Origin of the sequence: Thermorhabdus hydrogeniformans (assembly GCF_049310025.1) — a bacterium.
Classification (GTDB): domain Bacteria; phylum Bacillota; class Thermosediminibacteria; order Thermosediminibacterales; family Tepidanaerobacteraceae; genus JBJYKD01.
Map to the genome: position 1 here is coordinate 1 of NZ_JBJYKD010000002.1, position 22,998 is coordinate 22,998.

Sequence of the window (22,998 nt, forward strand, 5' to 3'; positions counted from 1 at the left end):
CCTCAGGGATACCCACCCTTTGCAATGTCTTTTTAACTTTAATAAAGTAGTGTGAACGAAACTGTGGCTCATCTACAAAATCCAACCTTCACCCCCTTTGACATTGTCGGAGAAATATTATATAATTATATACGTCGCAGGGGAGTAGCTCAATTGGTAGAGTAGCGGTCTCCAAAACCGTTGGTTGCGGGTTCGAGTCCTGTCTCCCCTGCCATTTTTATTTTGTATAGAATAACTGATTGCAAGGTGGCAAGCATCTCGGTGTTAATTGCCAATCCTATTTTTTCTTAAAAAAAAGCCCTTCATAGAAGGGCTTTTTATTTTTGGTTTTGCTTATTAATTTAAATTAAATTATAACCGCCTCAAAAATATTGTTGCAATTGGTACAAAACCCCCACATTTTTCTGTACTTGCCGTAATCATCCATATAATTATTATAAAAAATCAGAAACAACTGGTCACATTTGGGGCATCGAACCCCCAGGGTTTTACCGTTCCATTCTTCTTGTCTCATTGCATCCTCGCAGGTATCCACGCCTTCCATATAAGAAGGTTTCCACTGGCTTTTAGCCCCCGCCAAGTTATGCAATACATATCCCTCCCAGATTTTATTTTTTTATAAGGAAACTCCATCAAGAATCGACGGGAAGGTTTTAAAATTTTTCTCTTAATTTATACTATTTATTTTTTTATCTTTTTTATACCTTGAGATAAGCCTTTTCACCTAAAAAATTTTTGTATTTTTCCAGTCGCGGGTCGACCACCTCTTCTATAAACTCCATCACCTGGTTTTCACTTCTTCCTATAAATTTTTTAGGTTCCAGCATTTGCATTATCTCATCCCGGGTGAATTTAAAGCGTGCATCGCCGGCGATTTTTTCAATCAGATCGTTTTTATAGCCATCCTTGATGTTTTTAGCCGTTTCAATAGAATACCTGCGTATAATTTCATGCAATTCTTGACGGTCACCGCCCCTTTTTACCGCTTCCATCAATATATTTTCAGTGGCCATAAACGGCAGCTCTTCCATAACGTGATTTTTTATGACTTTCGGATTGACTACCAGACCCTCACTGACATTCATATATAAATTTAATATCCCGTCAACTGCCAGGAAACTCTCGGGTATTACTATTCTTCTATTGGCGGAGTCATCCAGGGTCCTTTCAAACCACTGGGTTGCTGCTGTGATATACGGATTTAACCCGTTCACAATTACGTACCTGCAAAGGGCGGTGATTCTTTCACAGCGCATTGGATTGCGTTTATACGCCATTGCAGAAGATCCGATCTGACTTTCCTCAAAGGGCTCTTCCACCTCTTTTAAGCTGGCCAGCAGTCTTATATCATTGGCAAATTTATGTGCACTTTCCGCTATGGACTGCAAAACGCTTAAAACTCTGCTGTCAAGTTTTCGGGGATAAGTCTGTCCTGTTATGGGAAACGTGCTTTTATAACCCATTTTTTCCGCTATCAACCGGTCTAATTTCTTAACCTTTTCCTCATCCCCGTCAAAAAGCTTCATGAAACTCGCCTGGGTCCCTGTGGTCCCCTTGGCCCCTCTGAGCATTAGATTTTGTTCCTGATATTCAAGATCGTCGAGATCCATAACGAGATCCTGAATCCACAGGCACGCCCGCTTGCCGACAGTGGTCAACTGAGCCGGCTGGAAATGGGTAAAACCCAGTGTGGGCATGTCTTTATATGCCAGCGCAAAACGCTTTAAATTATTTATTACGTTTACCAGCTTTTTTTTAATGATTTCGAGGCCGTCTCTCATTAATATGATGTCTGTATTATCTCCGACATAGGCGCTGGTGGCACCCAAATGTATTATTGGTTTTGCTTTGGGGCACTGCTTGCCGAAAGCCAGGACGTGTGCCATTACATCGTGTCTTGTCTTTTTCTCGAATTCCTCGGCGTCATCAAAATTTATTTCGCTAACATGAGCTTTCATTTCATCTATCTGTTCCTGAGTGATGGGCAAACCCAGTTCCTTTTCCGCTTCAGCCAGGGCAATCCACAGTTTGCGCCAGGTTTCAAATTTTTTTTGAGGAGAAAAATTGGCTAGCATTTCCTCACTGGCGTATCTCTCAACCAAAGGGTTCTCGTAAAAATTCTTCAAAGAAAAATCACTCCCATACATTTCTCTAAACAAATGGAGCAGGGCAAGCCCTGCTATTTATTTTAAATTACTTACAAATTCTTCAATGCGGTCCAGGCCGTTTTTGATATTTTCCATGGAAGTGGCATAAGAGAGCCTCACAAAATCATCAGTTCCAAAAGCCACACCCGGAACTACCGCCACTTTCACTTTTTCAAGCAGCATCTCGGCAAAGCTTGAAGAATCCTTAATGGGCTTTCCATCCACCTGTTTGCCAAAAGTGCCCGTGATGTTCATCATTATATAAAAAGCCCCCTTTGGCATACGGCACGAAAGACCCTCTATTTTGTTTATCCTTTCCACCATGTAGTCTCTTCTCTTAGCAAACTCCCTTACCATTTTCGCCACAACCTCATCCTTTTTTGGACCCGTCAGTGCTGCCAGGCTGGCTTTTTGTGCGATAGAATTGGGATTTGATGTAGAGTGGCTTTGAAAATTGGTCATGGCTTTGACCAGCTTCCCGGGACCGACTGCAAAACCTATCCTCCAGCCCGTCATGGCATAGGCTTTAGAAACACCGTTTACGACAAGGGTCCTATCATACATTTTCTCGTTTACCGCCGCAATACTTACATGTTTTTCTCCGTCATATATTAGTTTCTCGTAAATTTCATCAGAAATTACAAAAATATCATTCTCTACGGCAATGCGGGCTATTTCCTCAAGATCCTCTTTGGAATACACACTTCCCGTGGGATTGTTAGGGCTGTTTATGATGAGCACTTTTGTTTTTTCATCTATTAAAGGTATTATGGCTTCAGCTTTAAGTTTAAAACCACTTTCTTCCGTCGTCGGAACAAAAACCGGTATCCCTCCGCAGAGCTTAACCAGTTCAGGATAGCTTACCCAGTACGGCTTCGGGATCAGTACCTTGTCTCCGGGATTTAACAGGCAATACAGCGCATTAAACAGGCACTGTTTTGCACCGTTTGAAACAATCACCTGATTCTGATCATATGACAGGCCCGTGGTCTCTTTCATGTACTGTGAAACGGCGCTTTTCAGTTCAGGTATTCCAGCTACCGGCGTATACTTGGTAAATCCTTCCTTGACAGCCGCTACGGCCGCCTCTTTAATATATTCGGGGGTATCAAAATCCGGTTCGCCGGCCCCAAAACCGATGATATCATGCCCTTCTTTTTTCATTTGTTTTGCCTTGGTATCCACAGCCAGAGTTGGAGAAGGGCTTATGCCCTGGACTTTTTCTGATAGGTACATATCTTTTCCTCCTTACAAATATTAATTTTTGGCTTGTGGCAACAATTCGGGGGGAAGTTGAACGTCAATGTCTTTTGCATTGAAATCAAAATAAGATATCGTCATGTTTATAGTCTGCTCTCCGATTTTGCCTGCATATAAAACAATATCCACATTCATTTTGTGAATTAAAAAGTCCTTTTTGCCAATCCAGGCTTTAAAAGTATATTGTTTGTATTTAATTTCATTTGAACTTTTACCGTTTATTATTTTTGCAATTTTTTCTCTGTCAGGTACATACCTGACAACCTTACAATCGATGTCTCCCAATTTTTCATCGGGCAAATACTCGGCTTCCACGATTAATTCATTCAGGTCATCAAAAGTCTCTCCCGGGGTTTTTATGATGTTGTCCACTTCGGCGATACCTATGTCCCGGCTTTCGGTCCACTTTCCGGTAAAGGGGTTTTTTATAAAAAATGCGTCATCTTTTTGATAAATCTCGAGTTCCATCCCCATTAAATCACCTTTTAAATGGACTATTCCGGGATTCTGAACCTCCCCCTCAAAAATCACTTTTTGCCTGATATCCTTTACATTAAGCATCGTTTCGATTTTCATTCTATAACCTTTCGTTTGCTTCATTCTTTCATTGGCTTTTATGACCGCATCTTTCGGCGTTAAATTTTTAAAACTGTTCGAACAGCCCGCCACAAATATTATAAATACGAAAACATACAATACTATTGTAAGTCTTTTAACCGCATTTAGATTCTTCATGCCGCCCTCCGGAAAGTTAAGTACATTTTTATATTCTTCAAAAGTTGCCGGAATCCTCCTTAAAAAAATAAAAAAAAAGAGGAATCCCCCTTTTACATATAACTTTCGGCATAAATATATTTTAAAATCCTGGAAAGGGTTTGCTCACGAATGATATCGAGCCTTTCGAAGTTCATGTTTGACACATACAGTCGCTCGACGTGCTCATGTATCTTTTTTGCATCTTTCAGGGTTTTTACCGCGCTGTCTATCAAATTCCAGAACAGGGTTTCATTGAAATTTACATGTTCTTCATACGCTTTTATCTTTTCGGGATCTACCGCAAAATTCATGTCGATGATTTGGTCATTCTCTTTTAATCCGGATATCATGTGGGGTTTGACTGATGTAACAAATCCCACATTCAAATCTTTAATTATTATATGTTCTATCTTTTCCGGATTCATAGCGCAATGGAAAACTTCTACATCAAGACCATTTAGCAGCGCTTTCTCCAACACTCTTTTCATGAAAGTAGCTTTACCGGTGCCGGGATAGCCGCTTACCACAAATCTCTTTTCGACGCCCTTGAATATGGAGGCCAGGTAATGGACGAGCCCGTCGGGAGTTATGGCGCTGGCGAACATATGCCGTTCGAGAGACCTTTTTTCAAACGCCGGCGAATCCTTAAAGACCATTTCAAGTATTTCCTGTGTTTTTGCATCTACCAGGCGAAAATTCGTGGCATTAATATAAATGTCCTCAAGGTCATCGTGAATTACCCTGGCCGCCTTAAGGTAGTTATATGCTCTTGTATAGCAGCGACTGTATTCTCGTTGCAGTTCTAAAATCCGTTCTTTGCCCCGCTTTATGCCCTCTTCGTCCCAGTAGTCTCCTAAGTTTATAATCTCGTCCACACATCCCGGAAATTTTGGATCCATCATATGAGGAGCCGTTCCGTCCAGCAGGGCTATCTTAAAATCCGGCACTACCAATCCGTCGAGAGAATTGGTATCAGCAGAACAGTGAAGCAATTCCAGCTTTAAACCTTCCTTCAAGAGTTCTCTCGCAATCCTTTTCATGAAAGTCGACTTTCCAACCCCGGGTCCGCCTTTTATAATTAAAATTCTCCGGGCGGAGGGCCAGGATATCACCCGTTCGAAAAATGAAAAATAACCGTCCGGCGTGTTGCCTCCTGGAAAATAACTTTTAATACTCCCTCTCATAAATTGTCCCCTCCTGAAAATTCACCGTATATTATAATATTTGGAGGAGACGCGGCCGGTGCATGTCCTAAATTTCGTAAATTGAAATAACGGCCTTATCTTGATTTTTTGAGATGCCCAGGATAATTCGCTTGTTTTTTAAATTCTTATTTAAAAAATCGATTAACTTGTAGAGATCATCGCTGTAGTTGATTTCTTTTTTTGCTATTAATTCCAGCTTGTTTTCACTCACGTTTATTACCTTCCTCATATTTTTAAATTCCAACTTTTAATGGTGTCAATAATATCGTACTTAGTCAAATCGAAGTGAACGGGTGTAACAGAAATATAATTGTTTTTCACGGCCCACACGTCGGATCCGACATCGTTCAGATCTTCTACCACTTCGCCAGCCAGCCAGTAGTATACCCTGCCCCTGGGATCTTTTCGTTTATCGAAGCTGTTTTTATATTTCCTGCTGCCCAAATGCGTTATATAAATCCCTGAAATATCGCTTTCATCCAGAGGGGGTATGTTGACGTTCAGCAGAGAATCGCCCGGAAATGGATGGTCCATTATTTGCAGGCAGAGTTTCCTCGCAAATTTTGCGGGATATTCGTAAGATATGTTTTCATAGGCAGTAACGGAAAAGGCTATAGCAGGTACACCCATTATGGCCGCTTCTATGGCCGCAGATACCGTTCCGGAATATATTACATCGGTTCCAAGATTGGGCCCCCTGTTGATCCCTGACAGTACCATATCGGGAGTAAAATCAAGTAATGCCTCCAGGGCCAACTTTACACAATCGGAAGGGGTTCCGTTAACCATCCAGCACACCGCATCACAGCCCGGGACCTTGACATTTTCCACTCTCAACGGTTTGTGCATGGTTATGGCATGGGCCGTAGCGCTTCGCTCCCTGTCTGGAGCCACGATGGTTATCCTGGCTATTCTGGATATTTCACGGGCGAGAGTAATTAATCCTTCTGAAAAAATCCCGTCATCATTTGTCAAAAGTATGTTCAAACCTTCACACCCCTATTTAAGCGATAAGAGATTTATTAAAATACTCTACAGCCTTTTCACTATCTCCCAGCTTTTCAAAGCAAATGCCTTGAAGGGTATATATGTCGGGCCTCTTACTGTTTTTATCCTCTACCTTCCCTAGACACTCCAGGGCTTCACCGTAAAGTTCTTTTTTAATCAAACAATAGGCCTTATTAATCAAAACATAATCTGATTGGTTTCTTTGCAAAACCCTATCAAAAATTTTCAGGGCCTCGTCATAATTTTCCAGGGCCATAAAACACAGCGCCTTGTTGTTTAATAATATTATATCATCTTTTACGGTTCTTTCTGCTTCATTTAAACATTCCATGGCATTTTTGTAATCTCTTAATTTATAAAGGCAATATCCTTTGTTGACCAGCAAATCGCCGTTAATGGGGTCTATTCTGAGGCCCCGGTTGCAATACTCCAGCGCTTCCTCATACTTTCCCCGGGCAGCCAGACATAAAGCCAGATTATTGATGGCGGTGATATCATACGGAAATCTTGATAAAATTTTTCTATAAAACTCCTCCGCTCGTTTATAATCACCGGTTTTGCTCAAAATGAGAGCCAGATTCATCCTTATAAAATCGTCGTTGGGCGAATGCTTTAGACATTCGTTAAAGCACATTTCAGCCTCTTTTAATTTCCCCTGAGCCATTAAGCTTAACCCTTTTTTATTTAATATTTTGACACGGGATTCTTCATCCGCATGATTTAGTGCTCTGTTAAAAAACACCACGGCTTCGTCATACCTGTGGTTCTTATAAAGACAACAGCCTGCCCCGTACAAACCTATAGACTTAAACCTGGAGCTGCCTATCAACCACCTGTATTTGGCTTCAGCTTTTTCAATCTCCGACCTTGCATAATAAGTTTCCGCCAAAAAATACTTTATTTCGAAGCTTTTATCATCGAGAGCCTCCGCCTTTTCAAAAAAAGTCGAAGCTCTTAGATAATCTTTTAAAAAATAATACACTATTCCTCCCCAGCAGTAAAGCTCCCCGGAACTGCCCTTTCTTAAAAAATTTTTAATGTCATTTAATGCCCTTTCATAGCTGCTTGTCCAGAACAAAAAACTCAGCCATACAAAGCTCAAGTTGAACTTCCTGGCCCTGCCATTCCCCTTTCTCACGATATTTGTCAGCAGATTAAAAGCCTCAAACTTACTCATCGACAGACCCCCCTTATTTTTTCTTAACATAATATTCTATTTTTTCCCGGTTTTTCCTTCTGTGGTTAAAAAAGAAGGTTTGGCTTCCACAGCAAACCTTATACGTAAGAGTCAAGTTTTAACCGGGTCATAAATATTGCATTGCAGATGGCAAAATTCTTTAGGCATTTCCATTACTATATTCAACATATCACAGTTAAACCACGTCTGGCTCGAACCCCGTATCAGAAAAGTTTTATGAGGTTTGAGGTGCCTGCAGGGCCTGTCGGCCATTACCGCCGGCACTTGACAGCCGCCACAGGCCCATTTCTCATCCAAATCTCCAGATTTCAGCAGTGTGTTGGCAAGTGTGCATTTATAGATCATTCCCGATGAATTGATGGATTGAAAATCTTTATATTTTATCAAAAACGGGCATATCTCTAGCATATGTTCATGCCTCCCTTTTATATAATTAAATTATGAGAGGCATGAATTTATCGTGCTTGAACCTGTAAATCTTTAATTACCCATTTTAAACCTCCTTATCAAATTCTTCCCGCCATTTTATACCCCTCTTCAAAAGCCCTGAAATTCAGTTGTCTGAATTGAGCCGGAGAATTCTTCTCCAGGGATCTCTTCACGCTGTCATAACCCACTATTCCCGTCCTCCTCACCAGGATGCCCAGGGCGATCATGTTTAAAATTTTTATGTTGTTGAGGCTTACCGCAGTTTTTGTAATGGGATATCCTTCGGCTTTTCCCGAACACACCCCGGGTCTTATGGTGTCACTGTCATAAATTAACAGACCATCGCTGCCGATTTTGTCACAGTACAAATCAAAAGCCGGTTGAGACAAGGTAAAAACTATATCCGGCTCCAAAACCTCCGGATACGCTATCTCATCATCGGATATGACCACCTCAGACTTTGAAAAGCCACCTCTAGAAGCTACTCCATAAGATTGGGTCTGGACGGCATTTTTCCCTTCGAAAAGGGCCGCAGCTTCACCCAGAATCTTCCCCATTAATATCAATCCCTGGCCGCCGACCCCCGCCAAAACCACTTCTATCCTGCCTTTCAAGAAAAATCCCTCCTTATCTCCCGCTCAAATCTTCTTCCAATTGAGCCAATTTTTCTCGGGCGTTCTTTTGAACCTCGGCATATTTGGTAGAAAAGTCGGGTTTATCCTCATCGGCAAATACTCCGATGGCAAATTTATTGTTAAAAATGTCGCTTTCAGCGATTTTTGTCGTGCTGCTATTTTTAAGCCACTCCATCATCTCAACGGCGGATTTCATATTGTTAAGCCTTCCGAAATAAGTTGGACATATGCTTATAACATCCACCACCGAAAATCCTTTTTTCGCAATGGCGGCTTTTATGTATTTTTCCAAAATATTTACATGATACACTGTGGCCCGGGCTACGTATGGCGCTCCCGCGGCCCTGGCCAGGGCGCATATATCGAAAGGAGGCTCGATTGAACCAAACCTCGATGTGCTCGTAAAGCTCTTTTCCGGTGTAGTGCCCGAGTACTGGCCGCCTGTCATCCCGTAATTGAAGTTGTTGGCTATTATGGCGGTTATATCCATATTCCTCCGGGCGGCATGTATAAAGTGGTTTCCCCCTATGGTAACCCCGTCGCCATCCCCCATAAGTGTGACCACCTTTAAATTGGGATTTACGGCTTTTACGCCGGTGGCCGCCGCCAGGGCCCTGCCGTGAGTTACGTGAAGGCTGTTGGTGGCCAGATAGTCGTCGGCCTTTCCCCAGCAGCCGATCCCCGTTACCACCACCACATCTTTTGGGTCCAAATCCAGGTCCGCCAAAGCCCGGGCGGTGGCTTTCAAGATTATGCCGTTTCCGCAACCCTCACACCAGAAAAACGGCAATTTATCTTCGATAATATAATCAAATATACTCCTGGTCATTTCTTAGAACCTCCTTTGTCCTGCCCACAATCTCATAAGGCGTAATGATGGTGCCGTCCACCTTGTTTATCCCATAGACGGGCATATCTCCCACCACCCTTTTTACCTCGTTTACAATCTGGCCCAAATTCATTTCCGGCACCAGCACCATCTCTGATCTGGAGGCAAGTTCTCTTACCTTCTTTTCGGGGAAAGGCCAGATGGTATTCAGTTGCAATAACCCCGCTCTTACGCCTTCCCTCCTTAGCATCTTTACGGATTCTCTTACACTTCTAGCCGTGGCGCCGAAAGACACAAAAAGAATATCCGCGTCGCTCGTTTCGAATTCTCTTGTTATGGTTATCTCGTCTGTATGAGCGTAGATTTTCTCGTAAAGCCTCCTTATTAGCCTGCCGGCATTTTCCGGGGTGTTGTTGGGATAACCTGTCTCGTCGTGCATGGAACTGGATACATGCAAAATGTAATCGCTCCCAAAACGGGCCAGAGGCGGTACACTATTTTCGGCCGGCCGGTATGGTTTATATTCGTGTGGTGAAACTCCAGGATAGAGTCTGTCGATTATGGGAATATCATTGTGTAAAACAACCTTTTCCCGCATATGCCCCACAATTTCATCTGATAATAATACCACCGGTGTCCTGAATTTTTCGGAAAAGTTAAACGCGTATATCATCAAATCGTAGCATTCCTGGGCCGAACTTGGACATAGCACTATAATCGCGTGGTCTCCATGGGTTCCCCAGCGTGCCTGCATCACATCGGATTGAGCGGGCCTTGTGGCCATGCCCGTGCTGGGACCGCTTCTCTGGACGTTTATCACCACACATGGGGCTTCGGTCATTATGGCCAGACCCAGATTTTCTTGCATCAAAGAAAACCCGGGACCGCTGGTGGCGGTAAAGGCTTTGGCGCCGGCCATGGACGCTCCCACCAGTGCCGCCATGCTCCCCAATTCATCTTCCATTTGAATAAAAACTCCCCCCACTGCAGGGAGTCTCTGAGAAGCAATTTCGGCGATTTCCGAGGAAGGGGTTATGGGGTATCCCGCATAAAATTTGGCACCCGCTTTTATGGCCCCTTCGAGACAGGCCTCGTTGCCTTGCAAAAACATGACTTCCGGGCTCAATTATATCGCCTCCTCTTTTTCCACAAATATGGCTATATCCGGGCACCTGAGATAACACCAGTTACATCCGATACAATCTTCAGGTCGGACCACATGGGGAACGGCATTTATTTTAATTTCAAGGACTTTTTTAGGACAAAAAGCAACGCAAATGCCACATTTTTTGCATCTTTTTTTATTTACAGAAATCGAATAGCGCTTCTCCATCTTATACCCTCCGTTATTAAGGAAATTTGAAAAAATTATTACGCATAAACCGTGCCAGGTAGCGCCTTTTTATTCGACTTCTTTCAATTTTTTCCATAAAGTTGTCCTGCTTATACCCAATTCTCTGGCAAGTGCCGCTTTATTGCCGCCAAAAACTCTGTTTAATTGGTTTATAATCTGTTTTTCCATTTCGTGCAGGGTACCGACTTCTATTAATAATTTGATTTTTCCGGTGTTCTGGGAATCTTCAAAAATATCCGACTCGGATAAGAGGGTTTTTATGAGGGAAATATCCAGGTCGTATTTTTCTGAAAGGATGACGCATTTTTCCATAAGATTTTTCAGCTCTCTTATGTTACCTGGCCAGGTATATGTTTGAAGGTATTCTATAACTGACCTGCTCAGATTGGTGTTGACCCATTTATTGTAAAGGCGATTAAACTCCGCGATAAATTTTTGCGCCAGGGGAATTATATCCTCCACTCTTTCCCGAAGCGGCGGTACTTTAAGGGTTAAAATATTCAATCTGTAAAAAAGGTCCGCTCTGAATTTTCCCTCCTGCACCCTTTTTTTAAGGTCCATGTTTGTGGCGGCAATTATTCTTACATCCACGGGAATATACCTGTTTCCCCCGACGCGCATTACTTTTTTTTCTTGAAGAACTCTCAACAACTGAGCCTGAATGTTTACCGGAATTTCCCCTATTTCATCCAGAAAGAGGGTGCCTCCATGGGCCAGTTCGAAAAGACCTGTTTTCCCTCCTTTTTTTGCCCCCGTAAAGGCCCCTTCCTCGTAACCGAACAGCTCGCTCTCCAATAAATTTTCGGGCAGCGCGGCGCAATTTACCGCTACAAAGGGGCCATCGGCCCTGGGACTGGCTGCATGAATGCTGTTGGCAAACAACTCCTTTCCTGTTCCGCTCTCTCCGACAATCAATACGGTGGAATTTGTTCTGCTGTATTTTATGGCCACGTCTATGGTTTCTTTTATTTTTTTGCTCGTTCCGACAATATCCTCAAAGGTGTAAGATGATGTGAGGCCCTTCTTATACAATTCCTCCCTGATGCTCTTTTCAAGCTCCTGGATCTTTTTAATTTCCTGAAAGGTTATAACGGTGCCTATTTTCTGGTTTTTTACGGAGATATGTGCTCTGTTAACGACGATTTTAGTTTTGTTAACTTCTGCGATCTCTTTTATCGTCGGTTCACCGTTTTTATAGATTTGATTAAAAACATGAAAGTTCGCATCCTGCGGTTTTCTATTTATTATCCTATCCTTTGGTACGCCAAGTATTTTTTCCGCCGCCGGATTGTACATGATTATTCTCTTGTCTTCGTCTAAAGCCACAATACCTTCATAAGAATAATCCAGCAGAGTTTTCATGAGTTCTTTCTGTGCCCTGTCTTTTTCCAATACGGCGTAAATGTTTTTGGCCGCATTTATGGCCTGAATAACCGAAAACTTGTTGGACAATACCAGCCGGCCTTCCATTCCAAGTTTAACCGCTTCCTCTAAGACGCACGCTCCTGTTCCTACGGCCACGGTAATGCCGCGGCTTTTTGCCTCCCTTAAAAGTTTTATCAATTCGGCATCTGTTTTATAGTAAAAGCAGCAGATGTTTTTGTTTAATATCCTGGAAAACAAATCAAAATTAAAATGCCCCTTTTTATAGTCATAGCCGAAAAATCCTATCGAATCGTGTTTGAATGTAGACTCATATATGGCCAGGAAGACGTCAAAGTCCGTAATCTCTATGCTCACCAGGGGAAGGTCCACGTTTTTCTTAATTAAAGCAGCCGTGGCACCCCTGCTGATAATGACTTCAATATTTTTCTCTCTTACAAGCTTTTTGGCTATTTCTACACCTTCGTACAGGACACCCTCGCATATTATTATATTTTCGCCCAGTTCCTCGGAAGCTTTTCGCGCAATTTCCGTCAATTCGGGATAAGGTGAAATCAGGGCAATATTGGGATTGATGTTTATCTCCTCCCTCAATTCATCCCTCTATTAACTGTAACAGCAGTTCAACACCCACTTCAAGGTCTTTTAAACACACCATTTCCGAAGGTGTATGAACATACCTGGCGGGAATAGACAGCCCGCCGGCCGGCACTCCCGACCGGGTCAAGTGGATTGCACCCGAATCGGTCCCGCCAAATTCGAGGACCTCCATCTGATACGGTAAATTCCTTTGTTCCGCAGCCATTATAAGAGCCTCTTTGACTTTCGGATGGCTTATGACCGAATTGTCTTTGACCTTTATGGCCGGTCCCTTCCCCAGATTAACAGCCATCTTTTGAGCTTCGGGGGTATCTCCGGTCAAAGTAACATCCACAGCTATAGCCAAATCGGGGTCCACTCCAAAAGCCGATGTTCTGGCTCCCCTTAATCCCACTTCTTCCTGCACAGTAAACACAAAAAACGTGTTGAATTTCGGTTTTTTCAATTTTTGCAGGACTTCAATTAAAACCGCGCATCCCGCACGGTCATCCAGCGCTTTGGATATTACAAAATCCCCCGATATGTCGCATTCCCTATAGAAGGTGGCCATATCTCCTATTTTCACCCTTTTCAGGGCTTCTTCCCTCGTTTCAGCGCCAATATCTATAAACATCTTATTCAATTTTAAATCTTTCATGTCATCGAGCTTTTCCATCCCGAAAACTCCAATGACGCCGTTGGCAAAAATAACCCTCTCGCCTATCAACGTAAACGGAGAAACGCCTCCCACATTTGAAAATCTCAAAAACCCCCTTTCATCTATGTTTGTCACAATAACCCCTATTTCATCCATGTGGGCCGCCAGCATCAACCTTTCTCCGTCGCCGCCCTTTTGCGCAACGATATTCCCGAGTTTATCTACTTTTACATAGTCGGCATAAGGCTTTATTTTATTTATTATCGCATCCCGGATTACATCCTCGCTGCCGGAAGGCCCGAATGCCCGGGTGAGTTCCATTATTAGCTCCTTCATCTCAATTCAATCCCCTTTCCTGTATATCTAAAATTAAGGCATCCACCAGTTCAACAGTGTGTTTTATATCATCAAGACTGGCAACACTTACAGGTGAGTGAATGTACCTGCAGGGTACCGATATTACAAGGGTGGGGATCCCTTCCCCCGTGGTCTGGATTCGACCCCCATCGGTCCCGCCGAAGGTCGTCCGCTTTAACTGGCACGGTATGCCCTTTTTTTCGGCTATCTTCAATGCCCTGTCTAATAATTTCCTGTCGGCAATATAAGTCATATCCATAACCGTCAGGGCGGGGCCTTTGCCGACGGTGGTGCAGTAACCTTCTTCTTTGGTGTCCGGCACGTCGGACGCGAAAGTACCTTCCACCACTATGGCCATATCCGGGTTTACGGCATAGGCGGCCACGGCAGAACCCCTTAAACCTATCTCCTCCTGTACGGTAAAAGCTCCCGTTATGCATATATCATACCGCTTTTTTAAAACCTCACAAATGACGTAACATCCTACCCTGTCATCCAGGGCTTTCGCCTTGATATGATTTTCGCCGAATTCCTCAAATTCCGTATCAAAAGCGGCAAAATCCCCTATTTTAACTTTTTTTTCGGCATCTTCTCTGTCCCTGGCGCCGATGTCGATATAGAGGTTTTTTGATTTTAACGCTACTTCCCTTTCTTTTGGCTCCTGGAGGTGAATGGCTTTTGCGCCTATTACACCTCTTATCCTGTGAGGTCCGACTATAACCGATTTTGACACCAGCACCCTGTCATCAATACCGCCAACGGTGTTGAATTTTAACCATCCGTTTTTGTCAATGGACTTGATCATTAGACCCACTTCGTCCATATGCGCCGAGAGCATTATTTTGGGGCTGGATATTTTGCCGTTTTTTTCAACAAATAAATTTCCCAGGGCATCGGTCCTGATATTCCCGAGACCCCTCATCTCTCGCTTCAATATGTTTCGAACCTCGTCTTCGGCGCCCGAGACCCCAAAAGCCTCTGAAAGTTCTTTTAATAACATGCCAACCCCCCCACGAAATTATCATCGATAGAAGAAATGAACAGCGCCAGCAGCCTGCCCGCCATTTTAATGTCATCCAGGGCGAGAGTTTCCACGGTGGTATGCATATACCGAAGGGGAATTGACACAAGAGCCGTGGGAATCCCTTCTCTTGTAATTTGCATAGCCCAGGCGTCAGTCCCCGTTGAAGATGGCTCCGGGTCTATCTGATACGGAATTTTGTAGTCATCAGCCAGTTCCTTCAGTCTGTGAAAAAGCTTTGGATGGATATTGGGGCCGAGAGCCAGAACGGGACCTCTGCCGAGTTTTTGAGTCTCTTCCTCAGGTACATCCGGCATGTTTGCGTGGCACACGTCTATGGCCACCCCTATATGAGGGTATATGCTGAAACTGCTGACTATCGCCCCCCTCAAGCCTACCTCTTCCTGCACGGTGGCCACGGCGTATACATCCGCACTGAAACTTAGTCGATTTAACTCTTGCAAAACCACAATAATCGCTGCTATTCCGGCCCGGTCGTCCAGGGCGCTGGAAGAAAAAGTGTCGTTGAGCAATTCCAGCGGTTTTCGCTTAAGTGTTATAAAATCTCCCACTCTCACCAGTTTTTTGACCTCATCTGCCGGAAGGCCCGTATCTATGAACATGTCTTCCGATTTAATAGACTTTTTTCTCTCTTCCGGTTCCTGAATATGCGGAGGTTTGTTGCCGATTATGCCTTTTATCTCTTGTCTGCCGTGAATAACAACCTCCTGGGCCGGCAATATCCTCTGATCTACGCCTCCGACAAAAGCAAACCTAATAAAGCCTTTGTCGTCGATCTGCTTAACCATGAGGCCTATTTCGTCCATATGTGCCGCAAGCATCACCTTAAATTCGCCTTTTAAACCTTTTTTTAGCCCTATCACATTGCCAAGCCTGTCCTCTTCTACCCGGTCGCAGTAAATGCGGAAAATATCCTTAACGGTTTGATTTAGCCGGAATTCGCCGCCCGAAGGCGCTGCGGGTTCCAAGACTTTTTTCAGTGTTTCGGTCAACCTCAAGTTAATCCCCCTTTCCTTTAATTGTATATTTCTACACGTTAACAAAGTTTCCTTCAATCTCTAAAATTATATTTCCCTCTAGAGGTTAAAATATTTTCGGAAAAAATTTTTTAGAAGCGTGGACTTGACGAAAAATCCTTTTTATTATATACTAATAATTGCGTTCGGGCCCATAGCTCAATTGGTTAGAGCAACCGGCTCATAACCGGTTGGTTCTAGGTTCGAGTCCTAGTGGGCCCACCAGTTTTGCCGACGTAGCTCAATTGGCAGAGCAGCTGACTTGTAATCAGCAGGTTGCGGGTTCGAGTCCCATCGTCGGCTCCAGGCATCAAAAAATTGTGGAGAGATTCCCGAGCTGGCCAAAGGGGGCAGACTGTAAATCTGCTGGCGATGCCTTCGGTGGTTCGAATCCACCTCTCTCCACCATATATATGTGGGCCATTAGCTCAGCTGGTAGAGCACCTGACTCTTAATCAGGGTGTCGTGGGTTCGAAGCCTACATGGCCCACCATAGAATTTTGAAGGCTTTCAAGCCTTTTTATTATTTCCGTTTTTCGGGTTTGCTCCAATTTTGATTACAGTTGGTTTATTTTGCAATCAAAAAACCGCTTTTTTAAAGAGCGGTTTTTTGATTTTGTAACACCATGACGCCGGCCGACATAACAGAGTACTCCTTAGCCAACTTAACCCCCCCTTTTCACTTTAATCCGATCCGCTTTTTTGTTTCTGATAGAAAAAGTTTTTTATGCTCGTAAACCCGTATTTTTGTGGCATTATAATTTGTTCAGTACTTCCGACAAATAAAATTCCACTGTCGGTTAAAGCGTTATAAAATTTTTTATATAACTTATCCTTGGCATCTTCGGTAAAATATATCATTACATTCCTGCATAAAATCAAATCACATTGAGACGGAAATTCGTCTTCAAGCAGGTTCAAATGCTTAAAATCGACTTCTTTCTTAATTTCATCCTTAATGGCAAAAATTTCGCCATTTTTTGTAAAATACTTTTTCATCATTTCTTCCGGTACATTCGTCAGGCTTTTTCGAACGTATTCCCCTCTTTTCGCATGCTCCAAAGCTCTGTCATCTATGTCTGTAGCCAGAATGTATACTCTATCCATCACACCCATCTTCTCGGCCAATAGTGCCAGAGAATAGGGTTCTTCCCCGGCAGCGCAAGCTGAGCTCCATATTTTCACCTTTTTTTTTCTGGATATTATGTTTGGCAGGATATATTGTTCAAGAACCTGCCACTGTGAGGGATTTCGGAAAAATTCCGATACGTTTATGGTTATATACTCTAGAAATTCCCTTAAATGTTTTTGACTTTCTTTTAAAAGCTTAAGGTACGCAACGTAATCGTCAAGGCCGTTTCTCTTAATCAGGGATTCGATCCGTCTTCTCATCTGTTTTTCCTTATAATAATTGAGGTCAATATTCGTCAGCTTTTTAATCTGAATTGTAAATTCCGCATAGCCCTCCAAATAAAAAAACCCCCTCTACTTATTCAGAGCTATCCTATTAAGGATAATTATAACATAATATAAAAATGATTCCACTGGAAATACTCAGACCACCAGAGGGAGGCGGCAACGAAACCCGCGGCACGGAGGAAAAATAAAAAAATCCATGATACACGTACTTTTGTGTATCATGGGGGCTAAATGTAAAGGGGGTCTTCACTATTTTAATATAACCAGATTAAAACTTTTTATGCAGTAAAAATAGAAAAATGCGCGACTTTCAGTTCACGCATTTTTCCCGCTAAACGTATTCATACGCAACGGATTTTTTAAAACTCAAAAAAATCCCCTTCCTTTAAAAGTTAACTACCTTCACGGGTTTTTCAAAAATACCTCTCTTGACTTCAGAAGCTGTCATATGCTTGGCATTAAACCTCTCGGATATATAATTGCACGCGTCCCATGGGTTGACCCTTTCGCCGCAGGTAAACACGTCGACGGCTGCATATCCCAGTTCGGGCCAGGTATGGATGGCAAGGTGAGATTCTGAAATTACCACCACCCCGCTTACACCCTGGGGACTGAATTTATGAAATGCAACCTCTCGAACTTCCGCGCCGGCTTCCAGTGCTGCTTTGACAAGAATTTCTTCAATCAATTCCCTGTCGTTTAAGACATTTGGATCACAATCATAAATTTCAGCCAGTATATGACGGCCCAAAGCTTTCATTTCTCCATCAATACCCCCTCATTTTGAAATTCAATCAAATTAAATTGTAGCAGATTATCGCAGTTTGTCAATAGATTATAGAAAAAACATTGATTTTTAGTTAAGGACATTCTTTTCTCTTGATTAAATGATAATACCTCTCTGTTTTAACCAATTATATGTTTTTCCTTCGATTATTACCGGCCGCTGACTTAATTCTTTTAAATTCCTTGCTCCGGCCATGGCCATGGCATATTTAATCTCCCTTTTAATTTGCGATATATGTTCCTTTAACGCCGCAGGCCCTTCTTTTAATAGTTTATATAAAAACGTTCCAGCGTAAGCCACCGCCTTGGCACCCAAAGCCAGAGACTTTGCCGCATCCAGGCCGGTCCTGAGTCCCCCAGACGAAATGACGTCGGCTTTACTCCCCACCCTTTTGATAACCTCTACTAGACATACGGGGGTAGGAATTCCCCAGTTTTCAAGTTCTTTTACTGCAAAATTTTTATTTCTCCTGTTTTCAATGGCTATAAAATTGGTGCCGCCAGCCCCGGCTACATCGATAATTCTCACGCCGATGTCCACCAGTTTTTGAGCCTCCTCTCCTGCTATCCCGAAGCCCACTTCTTTCACAATCACAGGCACGCTGATATGATTTATTATATTCTTTATGTTTTCCAGCGTGCCCTTAAAATTTTTCCGTCCCTCTCGCATGATGATTTCCTGGGGGCTGTTTAAATGAATCTGCAAGCCGTCGGCTTTTATCATTTCTACAGCCTTGACGGCATCTTCCACCGATGCGTCGGAACCGATGTTTGCGAAAATTATTCCTTCGGGATAAACTTCCCGCACAATTTTAAAGCTCCTTCGGCTTTCTGCATCGTCAACGGCTATCTTTTGCGAACCCACCGCCATGGCCAAATTATGCTTCTTTGCAATTTTGGCCAGTTCCCGATTAATGACTTCTGCTCCGCAAAAACCTCCGGTAATGGCGTTGATTATAATGGGGTTGTCGAGTTTTATTCCCTGTAAATCCGTGGATATGTCGATTTCATCCAAATCGACTTCTGTCAAACAATTGTGTACAATTGTGATATCGCTGAAATAGTTTCGCTTTAATCTTCTTTCCAGCAATAAACTGAATTTAATGTGATCCATTTTTCTTCTTTTTCTCAAAAGGTTCATGGCAGCTCTCCCCATTAAAAAATAGGGGGTATGCGCCCCCTATTTTTCTTGCTTTTTGTCAAAAACGTCTCCCACCATTTCTCCTATGGTGATGCCGTTTTCCTTTGGCACCTCGTAAACGTCGGGCTCCTCTTCCTTTTCGTTCAGGGCCTCTTTTATGCTAAGGCTCATCTTCCTGTCTTTGGAATTGATGTCCATTATTTTTACTCTTACAGTATCCCCCACCTTGAGCTTATCCGCCGGCGTGGGTATACGTTCTCTTGAGATTTGAGAGATATGCACCAGGCCTTCAATTCCAGGTTCCACTTCCACAAAAGCGCCAAAGTTTACGAGATTGACCACCTTGCCTTCAACAACAGAGCCCACTTTGTATCTTTCATCCACATTATCCCATGGGTCGGGCATAACCTGCTTTAATCCCAGAGAAATTCTCCCGCGTTCCCTGTCGACCTTTAAAACCTTCACCTCGACTTCCTGGTTTTCCTTTAAGACCTCTGAGGGGTGTTTTATTTTCTGCCACGACAAATCGGAGATGTGAATCAAGCCGTCGACACCGCCGATGTCGACAAAAGCTCCGAAATTGGTCAGCCTCCTGACTACACCTTTTATGACCTGACCTTCTTGTATAGTGGCCCAAGTTTTTTCCTTTTGTTTCTCTTTTTCTTCTTCGAGAACCAGTTTATGAGAGAGAACAACCCTGTTTCTGTTTTTTTCTATTTCTAAAATTTTCAATTTTAATTTTTTGCCAACATAAATGTTCAAATCGGGAACATACCTTATATCGGCATGGGATGCCGGGATAAAGCCTCTGATGCCATTTATATTGGCCAGAAGTCCGCCTTTAACGGCTTCGGTAACTATCACTTCGATGTCTTCTTTATTGTCGAAAGCCTTCTCTATGCTCTTCCATGCTTCCACGGCATCGGCTCTTTTTTTAGATAAGATGAGGTTTCCCTCTTTATCTTCCATTTTTAAAATATATACTTTTATTTTATCTCCCACTTTCACTATTTCGCCGGGAGATTCAAAGGGCATATTCGAGAGTTCATTTAAGGGAATAATGCCGTCGGATTTGTATCCCACATTTACCAGGACTTCGTTGGGAGTGATTTTAACCACAGTTCCTTCAACCACCGTATCCTCTTTAAAATCCGTAAAAGTGGCCTCATACGGCATTCCACCTTCTCCCGCATTTTCCTCCGCCCTGTTGTTGATATCTCTGCTGATCTCATCCATTTTTGATATAACCTCCTTTATAATCCAGTCAGGTGTAGAAGCGCCGGCAGTGATACCTACCGTGTCCGTGTCGTTAAACCAGCTCCTTTGTATTTCTTCGGCCGTTTCTATGTGGTAGACCCTTGCTCCTACATTCTGACAAACTTGTGCCAACTTTTTGGTGTTCGAGCTGTCGCGGCCACCGACCACCAGCATCACATCGGCTTTTCGAGCTACGGCTTCGGCGGCCCTCTGTCTTGTCTGGGTAGCATTACACCGGGTATCAAAAAAGGCTGCGATGTTCAATTTGGGCCTGAGTTTCTCCATAATTTTTTTTACATTTTCCTCTGTCTGTGTAGTCTGGACCACAACCGCCACTTTTTTATTTGTATAAAAATTGTCGGCGTCATTTTCATCTTCAATTACTTTTGCTTCACCAGTGCACCAGCCTTTTATGCCCTCGACTTCCGGGTGATGCGGGTCTCCGATAATGATTACCATATATCCCTTTTCACACATATCCATTGCAATCTTTTGAACTTTTTTAACAAAAGGGCAGGTGGCGTCGATAACATTTAAGCCCTTTGCGCTGGCCTGCTCGATGAGCGATGGACCTACTCCGTGAGTTCTTATTATCAAATTACCCTCATCAATTTCCTCCAATGCGGCAGGCGTTATACCCATGCTTTTCAATCGTTCCACTTCCTGCGGGTTGTGAATAATGGGGCCCAGAGTATAAGCTTTTTCGCCTTTATCTATTAACTCCTCCACGATTCTTATGGCATTTTTTACACCGAAGCAAAAACCCGCATGTTCGGCAATTATTATCTTCATGGATTCACTTCCTGTTATTTTTATTATTGACTTCAATTTTTATTTGATGCAGATGCAATTTTATTGAATTCTATAAGCAGCTCTTAATTTCCTGCCAGGAATAAAAAAAATTTTTATGATGCCATCAATTTAGATATCTCTACAAAAAGCCGTTCGCTTATTTCACAGAGTTTTTGCGAACTCAGCCTTTCATCATTTACCTTCACACCGGTTGGCTTCCCAATTTTCACGTAAATGTCGGAAAACCACCTGTAAGAGCCTTTAATGGCAATGGGAACAAGAGCGGCGTTTTTACTTCTTACCGCCATTAGCGCAATTCCCGGTTCGGGCTTCAAAAGTTCGCCCGTCTTACTCCTGGTCCCTTCGGGGAAAATACCAAGCACCTTACCGCTCGACAATATTTCAAGCCCTCTCTTGATGGCTTTTCTATCGGCATTATCACGCCTTACCGGAAAAGCGTTGATATTGCGTAAAACAAATCCAAAGACCGGGATTTTAAAAAGCTCCTGCTTCGCCATAAAATAAACCGGCCTTTTCAAAACACAACCAATTATAACGGGGTCCCACATGCTCCTGTGATTGGAAAATATGATGACCGGCCCCTCTTCGGGAAAATTATGAATTCCATCCACATGTATCCTGAATAGGAGATGGATAATGACACTGCAGATGGCTTTTGCAAGATTATACAGCACCTTTTTCACCTCTTTTTATATGACTTACAATCTCTTCAACCACCTCTTCCACAGACTTGTTAGTAGTATCTATAATAACGGCATCCCTGGCGACGGCGAGAGGTGCATAAGACCGTTCCATGTCCTGACGGTCTCTTTTCAATATATCCTCTTCCACCCGTTCCAGCTCGGTGGCCTCACCTTTTTTAACCAGTTCCTCGTAGCGCCGTCTGGCCCTCGCTTTTATATCGGCCGTTAAAAAAAATTTGTATTCGGCATCGGGTAGAACAGCAGTGCCTATATCCCGGCCGTCCATAATTACCCCCTTTTTCTCTGCCATTTTTCTCTGCCGCTCAAGCATGAAGTACCGGACCTGAGGGATTTTCGCCACTTCGGACACCTTTTCCGTAACCTTTATAGTCCTGATCTCATCGGTGACATCTTCTCCATCGATAAAAACTCTATTATCTATTATAACAATATCGCTGTTTTTAGCGATTTCAACTATTCCTTTTACGCTGGTTTGGCCATGCCGTATGGCTTTTAAAGCAACGGCCCTGTACATGGCGCCTGTATCTACATAAACCAGATTTAGTTTCTGAGCAACAATTTTTGCTACTGTGCTTTTTCCCGCTCCAGCCGGACCGTCAATGGCAACATTGTATCGCAACAACAGTCACCTCCTATCTGGCGAAAGCCGTTTATAACAGCTATACAATCAAATCCGGCCTTAATTTTGTAGCCTTCTCCAGATAAATGTGTTTAATGTCTTCCAGATTTTTTTCGCTGTTGAAAACCAGTAATACCCTGATGCATTTTTCTAAACTCCCCCTTACTTTCATTTGAGCCACATCAAGTAGAGGAACAGGAGCAAGCCCCATTTCCCTGGCCGCCTCTGCGGGGAAAGCCGCTTCCAGGTCATCGGTTACGCTGAACAAGATAAAACACAAATCCTCGCGCTTTATATCATTCACCTTTATCATTTCATTCAACAGTTTTTTTGTGGCCTTCTTTATGGCATCGGCAGTATTACTATCAACAGTAATAGCGCCCCGTACCGCTCGCAATTTCAT

24 protein-coding genes and 5 tRNA genes are annotated in these 22,998 nt (G+C 43.1%); 5 read left to right on the top strand and 24 right to left on the bottom strand.

Annotated features, from left to right (window positions below; all coding sequences use genetic code 11):
* Positions 1–138: 138 nt before the first annotated feature.
* Positions 139–214 (top strand) — tRNA-Trp (locus tag ACKX14_RS00910).
* A gap of 132 nt (positions 215–346) precedes the next feature.
* On the opposite strand, the gene ACKX14_RS00915 is transcribed toward ACKX14_RS00910, so the two are convergent.
* The 17 genes from ACKX14_RS00915 to ACKX14_RS00995 form a co-directional block, all read right to left on the bottom strand.
* Positions 347–589: a hypothetical protein gene (locus ACKX14_RS00915; protein ID WP_422443733.1), complete on the bottom strand. Its 243-nt coding sequence runs from the start codon at positions 587–589 to the stop codon at positions 347–349.
* A 109-nt stretch (positions 590–698) separates the two neighbouring features.
* Positions 699–2,126, bottom strand: a complete 1,428-nt coding sequence (gene purB / locus ACKX14_RS00920) for an adenylosuccinate lyase (protein WP_422443735.1) — start codon at positions 2,124–2,126, stop codon at positions 699–701.
* 57 nt (positions 2,127–2,183) lie between these two features.
* Positions 2,184–3,383: a pyridoxal phosphate-dependent aminotransferase gene (locus tag ACKX14_RS00925; RefSeq protein ID WP_422443737.1), complete on the bottom strand. Its 1,200-nt coding sequence runs from the start codon at positions 3,381–3,383 to the stop codon at positions 2,184–2,186.
* Positions 3,384–3,404: 21 nt separating this feature from the next.
* A complete protein-coding gene (locus ACKX14_RS00930) occupies positions 3,405–4,142 on the bottom strand; it encodes a hypothetical protein (RefSeq protein ID WP_422443739.1) in 738 nt (245 codons plus the stop codon).
* A gap of 92 nt (positions 4,143–4,234) precedes the next feature.
* Positions 4,235–5,347 (bottom strand): PRK06851 family protein, encoded by a 1,113-nt coding sequence (locus ACKX14_RS00935; RefSeq protein ID WP_422443741.1) that lies wholly within the window; start codon positions 5,345–5,347, stop codon positions 4,235–4,237.
* A gap of 67 nt (positions 5,348–5,414) precedes the next feature.
* On the bottom strand, positions 5,415–5,597 hold the full coding sequence (locus tag ACKX14_RS00940) for a YpmA family protein (RefSeq protein WP_422443743.1): 183 nt from the start codon (positions 5,595–5,597) through the stop codon (positions 5,415–5,417).
* Entirely contained in the window at positions 5,594–6,355 is a 762-nt protein-coding gene (gene surE, locus ACKX14_RS00945; RefSeq protein ID WP_422443745.1) for a 5'/3'-nucleotidase SurE, read from the bottom strand. The genes ACKX14_RS00940 and surE overlap by 4 nt, the downstream gene beginning before the upstream one ends.
* A 16-nt stretch (positions 6,356–6,371) precedes the next feature.
* Positions 6,372–7,553: a tetratricopeptide repeat protein gene (locus ACKX14_RS00950; RefSeq protein ID WP_422443747.1), complete on the bottom strand. Its 1,182-nt coding sequence runs from the start codon at positions 7,551–7,553 to the stop codon at positions 6,372–6,374.
* 111 nt (positions 7,554–7,664) lie between these two features.
* Positions 7,665–7,982, bottom strand: coding sequence for a hypothetical protein (locus ACKX14_RS00955; protein ID WP_422443749.1), 318 nt, complete (start codon positions 7,980–7,982; stop codon positions 7,665–7,667).
* Positions 7,983–8,080: 98 nt separating this feature from the next.
* Complete coding sequence (locus tag ACKX14_RS00960) at positions 8,081–8,617, bottom strand: 2-oxoacid:acceptor oxidoreductase family protein (RefSeq protein WP_422443751.1); 537 nt, start codon at positions 8,615–8,617, stop codon at positions 8,081–8,083.
* A gap of 13 nt (positions 8,618–8,630) precedes the next feature.
* The gene (locus ACKX14_RS00965) at positions 8,631–9,467 is read right to left on the bottom strand and encodes a thiamine pyrophosphate-dependent enzyme (RefSeq protein WP_422443753.1); all 837 of its coding nucleotides are present in this window, start codon (positions 9,465–9,467) and stop codon (positions 8,631–8,633) included.
* Positions 9,448–10,593 (bottom strand): 2-oxoacid:acceptor oxidoreductase subunit alpha, encoded by a 1,146-nt coding sequence (locus ACKX14_RS00970; protein WP_422443755.1) that lies wholly within the window; start codon positions 10,591–10,593, stop codon positions 9,448–9,450. The genes ACKX14_RS00965 and ACKX14_RS00970 overlap by 20 nt, the downstream gene beginning before the upstream one ends.
* The gene (locus tag ACKX14_RS00975; protein WP_422443757.1) at positions 10,594–10,800 is read right to left on the bottom strand and encodes a 4Fe-4S binding protein; all 207 of its coding nucleotides are present in this window, start codon (positions 10,798–10,800) and stop codon (positions 10,594–10,596) included.
* A 69-nt stretch (positions 10,801–10,869) separates the two neighbouring features.
* Entirely contained in the window at positions 10,870–12,798 is a 1,929-nt protein-coding gene (locus ACKX14_RS00980) for a sigma 54-interacting transcriptional regulator (protein WP_422443759.1), read from the bottom strand.
* A 1-nt stretch (position 12,799) separates the two neighbouring features.
* The gene (locus tag ACKX14_RS00985) at positions 12,800–13,777 is read right to left on the bottom strand and encodes a M42 family metallopeptidase (protein WP_422443761.1); all 978 of its coding nucleotides are present in this window, start codon (positions 13,775–13,777) and stop codon (positions 12,800–12,802) included.
* Between the two features lies 1 nt (position 13,778).
* Complete coding sequence (locus ACKX14_RS00990; protein WP_422443763.1) at positions 13,779–14,798, bottom strand: M42 family metallopeptidase; 1,020 nt, start codon at positions 14,796–14,798, stop codon at positions 13,779–13,781.
* Positions 14,789–15,838 (bottom strand): M42 family metallopeptidase, encoded by a 1,050-nt coding sequence (locus ACKX14_RS00995; RefSeq protein ID WP_422443765.1) that lies wholly within the window; start codon positions 15,836–15,838, stop codon positions 14,789–14,791. The genes ACKX14_RS00990 and ACKX14_RS00995 overlap by 10 nt, the downstream gene beginning before the upstream one ends.
* 166 nt (positions 15,839–16,004) lie before the next feature.
* On the opposite strand from ACKX14_RS00995, the gene ACKX14_RS01000 reads away from it, so the two are divergent.
* The 4 genes from ACKX14_RS01000 (at position 16,005) to ACKX14_RS01015 (ending at position 16,349) form a co-directional block, all read left to right on the top strand.
* Positions 16,005–16,081, top strand: a tRNA-Ile gene (locus ACKX14_RS01000).
* Between the two features lie 5 nt (positions 16,082–16,086).
* Positions 16,087–16,162 (top strand) — tRNA-Thr (locus ACKX14_RS01005).
* Positions 16,163–16,178: 16 nt separating this feature from the next.
* Positions 16,179–16,264, top strand: a tRNA-Tyr gene (locus ACKX14_RS01010).
* 9 nt (positions 16,265–16,273) lie between these two features.
* Positions 16,274–16,349 (top strand) — tRNA-Lys (locus ACKX14_RS01015).
* A 191-nt stretch (positions 16,350–16,540) separates the two neighbouring features.
* Here ACKX14_RS01015 and ACKX14_RS01020 read toward each other — a convergent pair.
* The 7 genes from ACKX14_RS01020 to aroH all read right to left on the bottom strand — a co-directional run bounded on the left by ACKX14_RS01020 (position 16,541) and on the right by aroH (position 22,998).
* The gene (locus tag ACKX14_RS01020; RefSeq protein WP_422443767.1) at positions 16,541–17,326 is read right to left on the bottom strand and encodes a CheR family methyltransferase; all 786 of its coding nucleotides are present in this window, start codon (positions 17,324–17,326) and stop codon (positions 16,541–16,543) included.
* 334 nt (positions 17,327–17,660) lie between these two features.
* The gene (gene speD, locus ACKX14_RS01025; protein ID WP_422443769.1) at positions 17,661–18,035 is read right to left on the bottom strand and encodes an adenosylmethionine decarboxylase; all 375 of its coding nucleotides are present in this window, start codon (positions 18,033–18,035) and stop codon (positions 17,661–17,663) included.
* 123 nt (positions 18,036–18,158) lie between these two features.
* Complete coding sequence (gene fni / locus ACKX14_RS01030; RefSeq protein ID WP_422443771.1) at positions 18,159–19,202, bottom strand: type 2 isopentenyl-diphosphate Delta-isomerase; 1,044 nt, start codon at positions 19,200–19,202, stop codon at positions 18,159–18,161.
* A gap of 39 nt (positions 19,203–19,241) precedes the next feature.
* On the bottom strand, positions 19,242–21,251 hold the full coding sequence (locus tag ACKX14_RS01035) for a bifunctional 4-hydroxy-3-methylbut-2-enyl diphosphate reductase/30S ribosomal protein S1 (RefSeq protein WP_422443773.1): 2,010 nt from the start codon (positions 21,249–21,251) through the stop codon (positions 19,242–19,244).
* 113 nt (positions 21,252–21,364) lie between these two features.
* The gene (locus ACKX14_RS01040) at positions 21,365–21,946 is read right to left on the bottom strand and encodes a lysophospholipid acyltransferase family protein (RefSeq protein ID WP_422443775.1); all 582 of its coding nucleotides are present in this window, start codon (positions 21,944–21,946) and stop codon (positions 21,365–21,367) included.
* A complete protein-coding gene (gene cmk / locus ACKX14_RS01045; RefSeq protein ID WP_422443777.1) occupies positions 21,936–22,595 on the bottom strand; it encodes a (d)CMP kinase in 660 nt (219 codons plus the stop codon). Before cmk ends, ACKX14_RS01040 begins: the two co-directional genes overlap by 11 nt.
* 40 nt (positions 22,596–22,635) lie before the next feature.
* Entirely contained in the window at positions 22,636–22,998 is a 363-nt protein-coding gene (gene aroH, locus ACKX14_RS01050) for a chorismate mutase (protein WP_422443779.1), read from the bottom strand.